This is a genomic window from Microbispora sp. NPDC046933 (assembly GCF_040644635.1).
GTDB lineage: Bacteria > Actinomycetota > Actinomycetes > Streptosporangiales > Streptosporangiaceae > Microbispora.
This window is the reverse complement of the sequence record NZ_JBEYWW010000039.1, coordinates 1-14,210: the sequence shown is the minus strand read 5'-3', so window position 1 is coordinate 14,210 and position 14,210 is coordinate 1. Positions and strand designations below refer to the sequence as shown.

Genomic DNA, 14,210 nt, shown 5'->3' with positions numbered 1-14,210 from the left:
GTTCGCACTGCCACCTCGGGCCGGTTGACCAGATGCGGAGACTTCGCGGACCCGATGCTGTGTTAGCTTTACGGCAGAGAGGCATCCGATGCCCTCCCGGACGAGACGCGCCGTACCCGGAAAGCGAAGACGACGCACTCCCTGCCCCAGGAAGTCAAGTCTCGTATCAGGAGAGAGCCATGGCCTGGATCCTTCTCGTCACTGCCGGTCTCTTCGAGGTCGCCATGGCGTACTCGCTCAAGATGAGCAGCGGTTTCTCGCACCTGTGGTGGTCCGGCACGTTTCTCGTCTTCGCGGTCGTCAGTTTCGCCCTGCTGTCGCTTTCGCTCAAGACCCTCGAAGTCGGTACGGCCTACGCCGTATGGACCGGCATCGGCGCGGTGGGCACGGCGATCGTCGGCATGATCCTGCTGGGTGACGACGCGTCGCCGATGAGGATCGCATCGATCGCCCTGATCGTGACCGGTGTGGTCGGGCTCAATCTCGCGGGAGGCGGAGCGCACTGACGCGGGGGCGAAGCGACCGAAAACCTGCTTGACGACTTTGGTGGTGTCGCGATTGGCTGGGCGCGTGATTGAGATCTACACGATGACGATCGACTGCGCCCGGCCGTACGAGCTGGCCCAGTGGTGGAGCGAGGCCCTGGGCCGGCCGCTCGTCGACTCCGAGCCGGAGGACGACGAGGTCATGCTGGAACGCCCGGACGGTTCCCCGCACCTGCTCTTCATCCGGGTGCCCGAGGGCAAGACGGTCAAGAACCGCCTGCACCTCGACGTCGTCCCCTCCGGGGACGGCACCCGCGACCAGGAGGTGGAGCGGCTGCTCGCGCTCGGGGCCAAGCCGTACGAGGACCACCGGACGCCGGACGGTGCCGGATGGGTCACTCTGCTCGACCCCGAGGGCAACGAGTTCTGCGTCTGCCGGAGCGCGGCGGAGCGGGGGGCCTGAGGTCAGACGCCCTTGGCCCGGCCGCGCATCGAGAACGTGAGGACGGCGGTGATCAGCAGCACGAGCGCGCCGCCCCACAGCGCGTCCCAGGCCGCGCCGAAGACGCCCTCACGGTCGACCACGAGCTGCACCGGGTACATGAGGGCCGCCGCGCCGAGGCCGGGATAGAGCGAGAAGCGCCAGGGGTGGCGCAGCGCCCAGAGGCGGGCCTGCCGGGTCACCCGGTCGCCGACGTCCGGCTTGGAGATCGCTCCGATCGCCGCGACGAGGGCGAACACGGTGATCCCCGCGCACAGGGCCCAGGTCAGGTCGGCCGGGCCGGGCAGGATCACGCCCAGGAGGAAGCTCGTGGCCGCGACCGCCCCACCGGACGTCGCCGCGGCGCGCCAGGGCGCGCCGCGCAGGGCCGCGCCGGCCAAGGACATCTCGTCCATGCGGGTCAGTTCGTTCATGACTACAGCGTGCCTTTTCGGGCGTTTCATCGGCATCGGGGAAGTCCCTGAGCCGCCCCTGACACCACCCGGTTAGGCTCCCCGGCATGTCGCTGCACTTCCGTACCGCCCGGCGTGAGGACGTCCCCGTCATCGTAGCCATGATCAACGATGACCCGATCACCGCCGCCCGCCCCTCTTCCGGGGAGCCGGACTACTACGCCGCCTTCGAAGCGGTGGACGCCGACCCGCGCAACGAGTTGATCGTCGTGGAGTCGGACGGCGAGGTGGTCGGGACCATGCAGATCACCTACATTCCCGGGCTGTCGCGGCGGGGCGGCGAGCGCGCGCAGGTCGAGGCGGTCCGGGTGGCGGTGCCGCACCGCAACCGGGGGATCGGCCGGGAGATGATGCGATGGGCGGTCGAGCGGGCCCGGGAGCGCGGTTGCGCGCTGGTGCAGCTCACCTCCGACAAGGCCCGCACCGAGGCCCACCGCTTCTACGGCTCGCTGGGCTTCGCCGCCTCACACGTGGGGTTCAAACTGAGCCTCGACCGGCTCGATCTCTGATCAGGCCTATCCCCCGAGGCAGACGCCGTCCTCACAAACGGGCCTTGAGGCAGACGACACCGGCGTCGCCCGCCGGGCAGTCTCGGACCACATCCCAGGCCGACGATTCCGAGGAGTGGATGTGGTGTCCCCACATGCGAAGACCGGGCTGCTGGCGTGCGCGGCAGCCGTACTCACCGTCGTGACGGCGGCTGCGGAGGTCGCGATCAACACGCCTGGCGCACATGGCGCCGCTGTCGCTCAGGCCGCTCGCGCGCCGCTCCAGCTGACCCTGCCGGCGCCGACCGGGCAGTACCGCCTTGGCACGGTCTCCCTGCACCTGGTCGACCCTTCCCGGCCGGACGCGCTGGCCGGCTCGCCGGCCCGGCGCGAGTTGATGATCAGCCTGACCTACCCGGCTCGGGACGTGTCGCGTCATCCGTCCGCCCCGTGGATCTCTCCCAAAGCCGGTGCCGAGTACCTGCGCGAGCAGGGTCTTCCTCCCGGCGCGGTGCTACTTCCCGTGACCCACGCACATGAGGGGGCACCCGCCGATCGGCGCCACGGCCGGCTTCCGGTCGTGCTCTACTCGCCGGGCAACAACGCGCCTCGCTCGACCAACACGATCGTGGTGGAGGATCTGGCCAGCCGTGGTTACGTGGTGGTGACGATCGGGCACACGTACGACGGCGTGGTCGAGTTCCCCGGCGGCCGGGTGGTGCCGCCCGCCCCCGACGGTCCTGCGACGGGGCCGGTGATATTCCGAGAACGCGTCGCCGACACCCGTTTCGTCCTGGACACGCTCGCGGTGCTCGACGCGGGCGGCAACCCAGACGCCGGGCATCGGCCGCTGCCCTCCGGGCTTCGAGGCCTGCTCGACCTGGGCAGGGTCGGCATGTTCGGGCACTCGGCGGGCGGGGCCACCGTCGCGTCCGCCATGTTCGAGGACCGGCGGATCAAGGCCGGGCTCAGTCTGGACGGCCCGATCGCGGGGCCCGTCGTCACCGCCGGACTCAAGCGGCCGTACATGCTGATGAGCGCCACCAAGGCCCTCAGGGAGGAACTGCCGGACCTGGCGACGTTCTGGTCCAAGCTGAAGGGCTGGAAGCTCAACATTCGGTCCAGGGACGTCGCGCACGGCTCCTACACCGATGCCGAGGTGCTCACCGCGCAGGCGGCACGGCCGCTCGGGCTGACGGAATCCGAGCTGGCCGCGCAGATCGGGACGCTCGCCCCCGAGCGCGTCACGGCGATCCAGCAGGCTTACCCGGCCGCGTTCTTCGATCTGCACCTCCGCCACCGTGGCCACCTCCTGGATGGTCCTTCGCCCAGGTTTCCCGAGGTGACGTTCGTTCCCTGACGGGCCGCCCAGCCCCCGGGTACGGATGACCTGGGGGCTCGACGGGGTTCAGGCAACGGTCACCAGGCCGGCACGGTAGGCGATGATCACGAGCTGCACACGGTCGCGGGCGCCGAGCTTGGTCAGCAGACGGCCCACGTGAGTCTTGGCGGTACCCGGCCCGATATGCAGATGATCGGCGATCTCACTGTTCGACAGGCCCTCGGCGACCAGTTCGAGGACCTGGCGTTCGCGTTCGGTGATGCCCCGGAGGGTAGGGGTCCGCGGCCGTTGTGGAGGCAGGGGGCGGGCCGCGAAGTCCCTGATCAGGCGTTTGGTGATCGTGGGGGCGAGCAAGGCGTCGCCGGCCGCGACGACCCGGATCGCGGTGAGCAGGTCCTGGGGCGGAGCGTCCTTGAGCAGGAAGCCGCTCGCTCCGCCGCGCATTGCCGCGTAGACGTATTCGTCCAGGTCGAACGTGGTGAGGATCAGCACCCTCGCGTCGCAGGACGAGGTGATCAGGCGGGTGGCCTCCAGGCCGTCCATGTCGGGCATCCGAATGTCCATGCAGACGACGTCCGGCCTGTGGGCGCGGACGAGTTCGACCGCTTCCAGGCCGGTCGCCGCCTCGCCGACGACGGTCAGGTCCGGCGCGGTCTCGATGATGCCGCGCAGGCCTGCCCGCAGGAGGGTCTGGTCGTCTGCCACCACCACGCGCACGCTCACGTGATCCGCTCCTCGTGTGGACAGGCGCCTGCGGGCGGGCCGTCCGGGCGAAGGGGGAGGCGAGCGGTCACCTTGAAGCCATGACCCGGCAGCGGTGCGGCCTGGAACGAGCCGCCGTAGAGGTTGACCCGCTCCCGCATGCCGACCAGACCGTGGCCGGCACGAGGCCGGTCGCCGTGACAGCCCCGTCCCTTGTCGGTGACCTCGATGAGGAGTTCGTCGGCTCGGTAATCCAGGGTCGCGCGGGCGCGGGGGACGCCGGCGTGCTTGACCACGTTGGTGAGCGCCTCCTGCAGGATGCGGTACGCCGACAGGTCGACCCCGGCGGGCAGGCCGCGCGGGCGACCGGTGATCTCGACGTCTACCTTCACTCCGGCCGCGGCCGTCTGCTTCACGAGCCGGTCCAGGTCGGCGAGCCTCGGGGAGGGCGAGAGCTCGGGTTCGCCGGTGGCGGTGGCGGGATCTTCCACCCGGAGCACGCCGAGCAGCCGTCGCAGTTCGGTCAGGGTCTCCCGGCCGGTGCTCGCGATCGCGCTCAAGGCGGCCCTGGCCTCATGGGGCCTGTCATCGATCACCATGGCGCCGAACCCGGCCTGCACGGTGATCACGCTCATGCTGTGCGCCACCACGTCGTGCAACTCGCGGGCGATTCGCATCCGCTCCTCCGCGACGCCCCGCCTCGCCTTCTCCAGTTCCGCCTCCGCGAGCGCGGCCTGGCTCCGCAGCAGGTCCTCCGTATGGCGGCGGTGCATGCCCACGGCGAAGCCGATCGTCCAGACGGCGACGTAGACGAGCGAGAACAGGACGGCCCCGCCCCGGTGCCGGAAGTCGGGAAGCGCGGTCGCCACGGCCCCGGCTGCCGACACGGCGAGCGCCACGACGGCCACGGACGGCCGACACGTCACGGCGACGGTGTAGAGGACGAAGGGCACCGAGACCAACCCCAGGGTGAGAGCCCTGGGTTCGATCAGCCCCACCACGAGCAGCCCGGACAGCACGAGGGCGAACGCGCCGATCGGGCGGCGCCGCCGTACGGCGATCGGCAGGCAGAACAGGACGAGGCCCGCGGGAACGGCGACTACCGCGGCAGGCCCCCTCACGGAGTTGAGCAGGAACGGCACCGCGACGAGGGAGTAGGCGGCCGCGGCCAGACAGTCCAGTGCCGGCCAGCGGCCGGGACTGACCCGCGTGATCAGCGGCAGACGCGGTCCCGGATGCACGCCCTCAGGCTAGGCCCGCGGCCGCCAACCCCACATCATCCGATCGGCGTATCCCTCGAGGCATACGCTTTCCTACAGCGGGGCGACGTCGACGAAGTTGTCGTGGTAGACCGCGCCCCGGCCCATGTCGGCGTCCCGCTCGTCCACGAGCGCGTTGGGGTTGGCGCCGGCCGACAGCTTCGGCCAGTGGCCCTTCGGCGCCGCCACCACCCCCGCCGCCACCCGGTCGCTGACCTCCACGTACGCCCGGAACTCGCCGTTGCCGTTGAAGACCCGGGCGGCCTGCCCGTCCACGAGCCCACGGGACGCCGCGTCGGCCGGGTTGACCAGCACCCGAGGGCCCTTCGACCGCCTGCGCAGCTCCGCGTTGTTGGCGAACTGGGTGTTCAGGAACGTGTGCGCGGCCGGAGTGATCATCACGAGCGGGTGCGGCCGGTCGGCGGGAGCCGTACGGGCGGTGAGCGAGGGCACGTAGCCCGCCACGCGCGGCAGCCCGGCGGCCTCGGCCTTCTCGGAGGCGAACTCCAGCCGCCCGCTCGTCGTCGGGAAGCCCTCGGTGAACGGCACGAACGGGTCGGCCACCGGAAGCCGGGCCCAGCCCTGCTTGCGGATCTCCTCGACGGAGATACCCGCCTGGGCGAGCGTCTGCTCGGCCAGTTCGAGGTCGCTGTCATACAGGGACGGCTCGGTCAGGCCCATCAGCCGGGCGAGCCGGCGGAAGGTCTCCGTCGTGGACAGGCACTCGCCCGGCGGCTCGACGGCGGGCTCGTTCCACACCATGTACATGTGCCCGTAGCCGTGGTGCACGTCCAGGTGCTCGATCTGCATGGTCGCGGGCAGCACGTAGTCGGCGTAGTCGACGGTGTCGGTCGGGAACTGCTCCATCACCACCGTGAGCAGGTCCTCGCGCGCCAGCGCCGCCCTGATCCGGTTCTGGTCGGACGTGGAGCCCAGCGGGTTGGCCGCGTAGACCCACAGGCATTTGACCGACTCGTCCAGCCCGTCGGCCAGCCGGGTCATCGTGAGCGTACGCACGGGGTGGGGGAGCAGGTCGTCGCGCGGATCGGGGCCGGTGGGGGCGTATCCCGAGGTGGAGTAGGCCACGCCGCCGCCCGGATACCGCCAGTCGCCGGTCACCCCCGGGATGCAGGCGATCGTCCGCATCGCGGCCCCGCCGCCCGCGTGCCGCTGGATGCCCATCGTGGCCCGGATGCCGGTCGGCCGGGTGTGCGCGAGCCGTACGCCGAGGGCGCGGATCCGCTCCTCGGGCAGGCCGGTGATCTCCGCCACCAGCGCCGGGGGATGCCTGCGGATCTCGGCCTCGAACTCGTCCCAGCCGGTCGTGTGCTCCTCGATGTACGCGCGGTCCTCCGCGCCCTCCTCCAGCACGACGTGCAGCAGTCCGAGGGCGAGCGCCGCGTCCGTGCCGGGCCGGATCGGCAGGTGCTCGTCCGCCTGGTCGGCCGTACGCGTGCGGACGGGGTCGATCGCCACGACGTACGCCCCGGCGGCGCGGGCGTCCTGGACGAACTTCCACAGGTGGTGGCCGCTGGTCAGCGTGTTGGTGCCCCACAGCAGGATGAGCCGCGACAACGCGAACGTCTCGGGGTCCATGCCGCCGGGAGTCCCGTTGACGTACCGCAGCCCGTCGTTGCCGGCCCGCGCGCAGATGTTGAGGTCGTGACGAGACGCGCCGAGGACGTTCCAGAACCGCCGCCCGGCCTGACCCGACTCGCCCTGGACGTACCCGAGCGTCCCGGTTCCCTGGTACGGCCAGATCGCCTCGCCGCCGTGCTCCTCGACGATCGAGGCCAGCTTGGCGGCGATCTCCGACAGCGCCTGGTCCAGGCTGATCCGCTCGAACCGCCCGGACCCCTTCGGCCCCACCCTCTTCAACGGGTGCAGGATGCGGTCGGCCGACCGGACCTGCTCCAGGTAGCGGTTGACCTTCACGCACAGGGCCCCGCGCGTGTAGGGGTGGTCGTGGTTGCCGCGCAGCCCGACGGCCTCGCCGTCGCGTACGGTGACGACCCAGGAGCAGGTGTCGGGGCAGTCGAGCGGGCAGGCGCCCAGGACGGGTAGCGACGTGCTCATGGCATCGACGTTAGCGTGCCTCCCGCGGGTGGTCTCTACCGGATTTCCCGCACGTACGCGATGTTCGCGGCGTCCTCGGGATCGGTGCTTGGCGTGCCGGCGAACCACGCGTCCAGAATCTCCGTCAAAACCTGCTCGGAGGTGAGGCGGAGGCTGAGCGCGAGCACGTTGGCGTCGTTCCACTTGCGGGCGCCCGCGGCGGTGGCGGCGTCGGCGCACAGCGCCGCCCGCACTCCCGCTACCTTGTTGGCCGCGATGGACGCGCCGGTTCCAGTCCAGCAGCAGACCACGGCCTGGTCCGATCTGCCCTCCGCGACGTCTCTCGCCGCGGCGGAGCAGCACCAGGCCCAGTCGGCCCGGTCGCCGGGGGCCAGCGCTCCATAGAGTGTGACTGAATGGCCGCGCCGTTCCACCTCGGCCGCAAGCCTCGACGCGATCCCGTCGAGGCTGTCCGAGGCCAGGGATATACGCATGCCGTCAATTGTGGACACCGAGTGCGAAGATCGCACAGAATCGCTGGTGGTGAGAGGCATCAAGGAGCAGGACCTAACGCTGGACACTCCTGGCCAAGGAGCTGTCCTCGTCGTCGAGCCTCTGCTGCCGCAGCGGATCCGCCGTCCTTCCGACGCCCTGCGGTTCCTGCTCACGCTGCTGGCCCTCGGCGCCGTCGTGTTGCTGGCTCTGGCCCTGCAACGCACCCTGAACGGCCTGGAGACCGACGTCCAGGCGGGCACCACCCGGGCCCCCGACGTGCTGTCGGGCGCCGCCGGGCTGCTGGGCGGTGTCGCCGTGCTCATCGTCCCGGTCGCGTTCGCCGTCGAGCGGGTCTTCCACCGCGACGGCATGCGCGTCACCCAGGGGCTGATCGCCGCGATCCTCGCCCTGCTCGTGTCGTACGCGCTGGACGAGTGGCTGGTCCAGGCGGGCCCGGCCGATCTGGTGCAGCTGCTCACCGGCGGCAGGGAGGTCGAGCCGCTCAACAGCGTGCTCACCCCCGCCATCGCGTACGCCACGGCCGTGCGGATGTCCCGGCGCCCCAACTGGCGGGCGCTCATGTGGGTCGCGCTCGGCCTCGACGTGTTCGCGCTCTTCACCGCCACGAAGGTCACCGCGCTCGGTGTGATCCTGACGTACATCGTCGGCCTCGCCGTCGGGTTCGGCACGCTCTACGGCATCGGCAGCGCCAACACCCGGCCGCCCGGCAGCGCCGTGCTGGCCGCGCTGCGCAGGCTCGGCTTCACGCCGGTGAGCGCCAGGCGGGTGGAGGACGACAGCTCGGGCAGCCGCCGCTACCTGGTCGGCCTGGCCGACGACCGGCGGATCGACGTGACCGTGCTCGACCGGGACCGGCAGGTGGCGGGCGTCCTCTACCGGCTCTGGCGGCGCTTCCTGCTCAACAACGAGACCCGGCGCAGGGCCATCCGCTCGCTGCGCGCCGAGCTGGAGCGCGAGGCGCTGATGGCGTACGCCGCGCAGGCGGCCGGGGTGCGGCTGCCGCGCCTGCTCGCCACGAGCGAGGTCGGCACCGAGGCCGCGCTGCTCGCCTATGAGCACGTGGACACCCGGCCGGTGAGCGACCTGCGCGACGAGGACTTCGACGACGAACTGCTGGCGCGGATGTGGGAGCAGGTCCGGCTGCTGCACGCGCACCGCCTGGCCCACCGCCACCTCACCGGTGAGAGCATCCACGTCGATGCCCGGCGGAACGTCTACCTCGTGGACGCCCGCAGCGGCGAGATCGCGGCCGGCGACCTGCTGCTGCGGCTCGACATCGCCCAGCTCCTCGCCTACCTCGGCACCCGCGTGGGAGCCGAGCGCTCCGTCGGGTCGGCGGCGAAGGTGCTCGGGGAGGACACGCTGGCCGGGGCGATGCCGCTGCTCCAGCGGATCGCGCTGAGCAGGGACACCCGGACGGCCGCCCGCCGGGACAGGAAGCTCCTGCCCGCCATCCGCGAGCAGATCGTCGCGCTGAAGCCGAAGGTCGAGGTGGAGGAGGTACGCCTCGAGCGGTTCCGCCCCCGGACTCTCGTGACGATCATCCTCAGCGTGATCGCGGCGTACCTGCTGCTTCCCCAGCTCAGCAAGGTCAACCTGGTCTCCGTCGTGACCACCGCCAACTGGGCGTGGAGCGGGGTGGCGCTGGCCGCGGCCGCGCTGAGCTACGTCGCGGCGGCGATCATGCTGCGCGGGTTCGTCCCCGAGCCGCTGCCGCTCGGCCGCACGGTGCTGGCCCAGCTCGCCGGGTCGTTCGTGAAGCTGGTCGCCCCCGCCGCCGTCGGCGGCGTGGCGATCAACACCCGCTACCTGCAGAAGCGCGGCGTGCCGCCCGGCGCCGCCGTCGCGAGCGTCGGCGCGTCGCAGCTCGTCGGCCTGGCCATGCACATCATGCTGCTGCTGCTGTTCGGCTACCTCACGGGAACGCAGGCCGCGCCGTCCCTCACCCCGTCGCGGGGGCTGCTGATGGTGCTGCTGGGCGTGGCCGTGCTCTTCTTGATCGTCCTCGCCGTACGGCCGCTGCGGCGGGTGATCACCTCCCGAGTACGCGCGATGTTCTCGGGCGTGATCCCCCGGCTGCTCGACGTCGTGCAGTCGCCACGGAAGATCACCGAGGCGGTCATCGGCACGCTGCTGCTCACGCTCAGCTTCGTGATCTGCCTGGCGGCGTGCGTACGCGCCTTCGGGGGCGAGGCGTCCTTCACGGCGGTCGCCGTCGTGTTCCTCGCCGGCAACGCGATCGGCTCGGCCGCTCCCACCCCGGGCGGCCTGGGGGCGGTGGAGGCGTCGCTGTCGCTCGGCCTCACGGTCGCAGGCCTGCCCTACACGGTCGCCACCTCGGCCGTGCTGCTGTTCCGGTTGATGACCTTCTGGCTGCCCGTCCTCCCCGGCTGGGCCTCCTTCGCCTACCTCCAGCGCCAGAACGCCCTCTGAACCGCCGACGGCCGCGGTGTCCGGCGGGCTGTTCCGTGGTCTGTTCCGTGGCCCCGGACCACGACGGGTCGTGGTCCGGGGACAGGCGCGGCGCCCGGCTGCTGCGCCGCGCGAGGCCGCCGGGCCACTCGCCGGGCCATGCTGGGCCGCAGGGCCACACGAGGCCGCCGGGCCGCGGCCCATGCGTCAAAGCATCCGGCAGAGGTCATGAGCCGCGGTCATGAGCCGGGTCACGAGCCGCGGTCATGAGCCGGGTCACGAGCCGTGGTCACGAGCCGCGGTTCGGGCGCGTCGGCGCGTGCGCCGCGGCTCGTGGATGCTCATTCCGCGCTGGAAGCGGCCCAGAGATTGATGCCGCACTCGACCGCGTCCTTGTCGATCGCGTCCAGCTCGTCCTGGGTGAAGTCGAGCCGGTTGATCGCGTCGAGGTTGTCGTCGAGTTGCTCGACGCTGCTCGCGCCGATCAGCACAGACGTCACTCGCCGGTCGCGCAGCGCCCAGGCCAGGGCCATCTGCGCCAGCGACTGCCCGCGCTGCCCGGCGATCTCGTTGAGCCGCCGGACGTGACGCAGGCTCTCCTCCGTCAGCAGGGACGGATCGAGCGACTTGCCCTGGGCCGCCCGCGAGTCCTTCGGGATTCCGTTCAGGTAGCGGTCGGTCAGCATGCCCTGTGCCAGCGGCGAGAAGGCGATGCAGCCGGCGCCCTCCTCCTCCAGCACGTCGAGCAGCCCGTTCTCGATCCATCGGTTGAGCATGGAGTAGGAGGGCTGGTGGATGAGCAACGGCGTGCCCAGGTCCCGCAGGATCGCCGCGGCCTGCCGGGTCCGCTCCGGGGAGTAGGACGAGATGCCCGCGTAGAGCGCCTTGCCCGAGCGGACCGCGTGGGCGAGCGCCCCCATGGTCTCCTCCAGGGGCGTCTCCGGATCGAAGCGGTGGCTGTAGAAGATGTCCACGTAGTCGAGGCCCATCCGCTTCAGCGACTGGTCGAGGCTCGCAAGCAGGTACTTGCGCGATCCCCAGTTGCCGTACGGGCCGGGCCACATGTCGTACCCCGCCTTGGTGGAGATCACCAGCTCGTCGCGGTATCTGGCGAAATCCTGCTGGTAGAGGTGCCCGAAGTTGATCTCCGCGGAGCCGTACGGCGGGCCGTAGTTGTTGGCGAGGTCGAAATGGGTGACTCCGCGGTCGAAGGCCCGGCGGAGGATGGCCCGCTGGGTCTCGATCGGCTTGTCGTCGCCGAAGTTGTGCCACAACCCGAGCGACACCGCGGGCAGCCTCAGCCCGCTCCGTCCGGTCCGGTTGTACGGCATGGGCCCGTAGCGGCCCTCGGCAGCCACATAGCTCACTCGGTCACTCCAACTCGGTCGAGGATCCAGGAGAGCGCGAACGCCTCCTCACGCCAGGCGTCGTAACGGCCGCTGCGGCCTCCGTGGCCGGCGCCCATCTCGGTCTTCAACAGGAACGGGCCGCCCTGCGCGGTGGCGCGGAGCCGGGCGATCCACTTGGCCGGCTCGTGGTAGAGCACCCGAGTGTCGTTGAGGCTGGTGGTCGCCAGGGTCGGGGGGTACGGCCGGCCGTCGACGTTCTCGTAGGGCGAGTAGGACTTCATGTACGCGTAGACCTCGGGGTCGTGCAGCGGATCGCCCCACTCGTCCCACTCGGTCACCGTCAACGGCAACGACGGGTCGAGGATCGTGTTCAGCGCGTCCACGAACGGGACCTCGGCGACGATCCCCGCGAACTCCTCCGGCGCGAGGTTGGCGACCGCGCCCATGAGCAGACCGCCGGCTGAGCCGCCCCTGGCGATGATCTCGCCGGACCATCCCTTGGCCTTGAGATGCCGCGCGGAGGCCACGAAGTCCGTGAAGCTGTTCTTCTTCCTGGTCAGCTTGCCGTCCTCGTACCAGCGGCGGCCCATCTCGCCGCCTCCGCGCACGTGCGCGATCGCGAACACGAATCCCCGGTCGAGCAGCGAGAGCCGGGCCACCGAGAAGTAGGGATCGATGGACGACTCATAGCTGCCGTAGCCGTAGAGCAGGGTGGGGGCGGGGCGGTTCGTATCCTTGCGGACCACGATCGAGATCGGGATCCTGGTGCCGTCCGGGGCGGTGGCCCACTCTCGGAACTGCTCGTAGTCGGCCGGGTCGTAGCCGCCGAGCACCGCCCTCTGCTTGAGCAGGATCAGCTCCCGCGAACGCAGGTCGTAGTCGTACACGGACGGCGGGGTGACCATGGACGTGTAGCTGAGGCGCAGCCGGCTGGTCTCGAACTCCGCGTTGCCGGTCGGGACGACGTCGTACAGCGGCTCCGGGAAGGAGATCTCGTACGGCTCGCCACCGTCGCCTGGCAGGATCCGGACGCCGGTGAGGCCGTCACGACGGAAGTGCACGCTGACGTAGTCCTTGAACGCGTCCACGTCGAGCAGTCGCGTGTCGTCTCTGTGCTCGATCAGCGGAGTCCAGCTCCCCGGATCGTCGATGGGAGCAGTGGCAAGCTCGAAGTTAACGGCGCCGTCGTTGTGCAGGATGAGGAAGCGGTCGGCCGCGTGCTCCACCGCGTACTCCACGCCGGTCTGCCGGGGCCGCACCACCGCGAACTCGCCTTCCGGGGTGTTCGCGTCGAGGACCCGGACCTCGCTGGTGATCTTGCTGCCCGAGGTCAGCACCAGGTAGCGCTGACTGCGAGTCAGCCCGACGCCCACCCAGAAGCGCTCGTCGTCCTCCTGGTAGACGACGACATCCTCGGTCGAGCCGAGCGTGTGCCGATGAATCCGGTACGGACGCCAGGCCTCGTCGACGGTCGTGTAGAAGAAGGTGGAGTCGTCGGCAGACCAGGCGCCGCCGTAGAAGACACCCGGAATCTCGTCCGGGAGCAGTGCGCCCGTCTCCAGATCCTTGAACCGGAGGGTGAAGCGCTCGTCGCCGGAGAAGTCGGTCGAGTAGGCGAGCTTCGTGCCGTCGGGGCTGACCGCGCTCGTGCCCATGGAGAAGAACGGACTGTCTCCGGCGAGCTCGTTGCCGTCAAGAATCACCTGTTCGCCCGGGAGCGACGTGCCCGGCTCCAGTTGCGGCGGGTTGTCGCCGTCGGCGGCCACCCGGCACTGGATGCCGTACTGCTTGCCCTCTTCGGTCCGGGAGTAGTACCACCAGGCGCCCTTGCGGGTGGGCACCGACAGGTCCGTCTCCAGCGTCCTGCCCTTGATCTCCTTGAAGATGCTCTCCTGGAGGTCCTGCAGGTGGCCGGTCATCTCCTGGGTGTAGGCGTTCTCCGCCTCCAGGTACGCGATGGTGTCGGGGTCGTCCTTCTTGAGCAGCCACGCATACTCGTCGACCACGGTGTCACCGTGATGCGTGCGCTCCAGGGGAACCTTCTTCGCTACAGGCGGCATGTCGCTCACCCGCCAAAGTCTATGTTCGGCATGGTCCCGCCAAGCCTCCTCGCTGCGGCCTGTGGATAACTCGTGACGGGGAACGACCGGCCCGCGGCCGGCGCGTCGCAGGCCTGAGGCGGCCCCGGGCCTGAGGCGGCCGGAATACATCCGGGGGCCCCAGGCGTTCGTCTCAAGTTGGGTCATGGTGGTGCCGGACCCTGGTAATCTTGTGGTGTCGGCGCGGTTCGGCGCACTCCTCTTCGATCACTTCGGTGGTTGTCTTGTGTGTGCGCGGGCTGGTTGTCGGCGGCTCCTTGTGCTTTTCGATCTTCTGGGTCGGTGGTTTTGCGCCGGGCTGGGGGTTCGGGTAAGTTAGAGGGGTTGCCCCGGAAACGGGGGGTCGAATTCCTGTCGGTCGGCGGGTTTCGGGTCAAGTAAGTCCCGGTGGGGCGGATTTGACACGGAAGAGCCGGTCGGGAAGAATTAAGACCAGCAAGACAAAAGAAAGACAAACGGTGAAACGCCCCGGAGCGTGGGACCTTCTCGGAGGTTTCGGGTGATGGTGGTCGCGTCCGTTTCTTGAGAACTCAACAGTGTGCTAAAAGC

General features: G+C 70.3%; 12 protein-coding genes and 1 riboswitch. Of the genes, 5 read left to right on the top strand and 7 right to left on the bottom strand.

Annotated elements, in window-relative coordinates:
• Positions 1-75: 75 nt before the first annotated feature.
• Positions 76-139: riboswitch (guanidine-III (ykkC-III) riboswitch) on the top strand.
• Between the two features lie 40 nt (positions 140-179).
• Both ABZ857_RS36655 and ABZ857_RS36650 read left to right on the top strand, forming a co-directional pair.
• Positions 180-506, top strand: coding sequence for a multidrug efflux SMR transporter (locus ABZ857_RS36655; RefSeq protein WP_357052919.1), 327 nt, complete (start codon positions 180-182; stop codon positions 504-506).
• A gap of 64 nt (positions 507-570) precedes the next feature.
• Positions 571-948, top strand: a complete 378-nt coding sequence (locus tag ABZ857_RS36650) for a VOC family protein (RefSeq protein WP_357052916.1) — start codon at positions 571-573, stop codon at positions 946-948.
• A 2-nt stretch (positions 949-950) separates the two neighbouring features.
• Here the strand turns inward: ABZ857_RS36650 and ABZ857_RS36645 are convergent, their stop codons facing one another.
• Entirely contained in the window at positions 951-1,400 is a 450-nt protein-coding gene (locus ABZ857_RS36645; protein ID WP_357052913.1) for a hypothetical protein, read from the bottom strand.
• Positions 1,401-1,486: 86 nt separating this feature from the next.
• Here ABZ857_RS36645 and ABZ857_RS36640 point away from each other — a divergent pair, with 86 nt between their 5' ends.
• Together ABZ857_RS36640 and ABZ857_RS36635 are read left to right on the top strand one after the other, a co-directional pair.
• Positions 1,487-1,948 (top strand): GNAT family N-acetyltransferase, encoded by a 462-nt coding sequence (locus ABZ857_RS36640; RefSeq protein ID WP_357052911.1) that lies wholly within the window; start codon positions 1,487-1,489, stop codon positions 1,946-1,948.
• A 124-nt stretch (positions 1,949-2,072) separates the two neighbouring features.
• Positions 2,073-3,287, top strand: coding sequence for a lipase (locus tag ABZ857_RS36635; RefSeq protein ID WP_357052908.1), 1,215 nt, complete (start codon positions 2,073-2,075; stop codon positions 3,285-3,287).
• A gap of 48 nt (positions 3,288-3,335) precedes the next feature.
• Here the strand turns inward: ABZ857_RS36635 and ABZ857_RS36630 are convergent, their stop codons facing one another.
• From ABZ857_RS36630 to ABZ857_RS36615, 4 genes are all read right to left on the bottom strand, one after another.
• Entirely contained in the window at positions 3,336-3,992 is a 657-nt protein-coding gene (locus tag ABZ857_RS36630) for a response regulator transcription factor (protein WP_357052905.1), read from the bottom strand.
• The gene (locus tag ABZ857_RS36625) at positions 3,989-5,212 is read right to left on the bottom strand and encodes a sensor histidine kinase (RefSeq protein ID WP_357052902.1); all 1,224 of its coding nucleotides are present in this window, start codon (positions 5,210-5,212) and stop codon (positions 3,989-3,991) included. The genes ABZ857_RS36630 and ABZ857_RS36625 overlap by 4 nt, the downstream gene beginning before the upstream one ends.
• Before the next feature lie 72 nt (positions 5,213-5,284).
• Complete coding sequence (locus ABZ857_RS36620; protein ID WP_357052899.1) at positions 5,285-7,306, bottom strand: molybdopterin-dependent oxidoreductase; 2,022 nt, start codon at positions 7,304-7,306, stop codon at positions 5,285-5,287.
• Between the two features lie 35 nt (positions 7,307-7,341).
• Positions 7,342-7,779 carry an RpiB/LacA/LacB family sugar-phosphate isomerase gene (locus ABZ857_RS36615; RefSeq protein ID WP_357052896.1) on the bottom strand — a complete coding sequence of 146 codons (438 nt, stop codon included), beginning with the start codon at positions 7,777-7,779 and terminating at the stop codon, positions 7,342-7,344.
• A gap of 49 nt (positions 7,780-7,828) precedes the next feature.
• On the opposite strand from ABZ857_RS36615, the gene ABZ857_RS36610 reads away from it, so the two are divergent.
• Complete coding sequence (locus ABZ857_RS36610) at positions 7,829-10,234, top strand: lysylphosphatidylglycerol synthase transmembrane domain-containing protein (RefSeq protein ID WP_357052893.1); 2,406 nt, start codon at positions 7,829-7,831, stop codon at positions 10,232-10,234.
• Positions 10,235-10,554: 320 nt separating this feature from the next.
• On the opposite strand, the gene mgrA is transcribed toward ABZ857_RS36610, so the two are convergent.
• The gene (gene mgrA / locus ABZ857_RS36605) at positions 10,555-11,580 is read right to left on the bottom strand and encodes an L-glyceraldehyde 3-phosphate reductase (protein WP_357052890.1); all 1,026 of its coding nucleotides are present in this window, start codon (positions 11,578-11,580) and stop codon (positions 10,555-10,557) included.
• Positions 11,577-13,622 carry a S9 family peptidase gene (locus tag ABZ857_RS36600; RefSeq protein WP_357053094.1) on the bottom strand — a complete coding sequence of 682 codons (2,046 nt, stop codon included), beginning with the start codon at positions 13,620-13,622 and terminating at the stop codon, positions 11,577-11,579. The genes mgrA and ABZ857_RS36600 overlap by 4 nt, the downstream gene beginning before the upstream one ends.
• Positions 13,623-14,210: the final 588 nt, after the last annotated feature.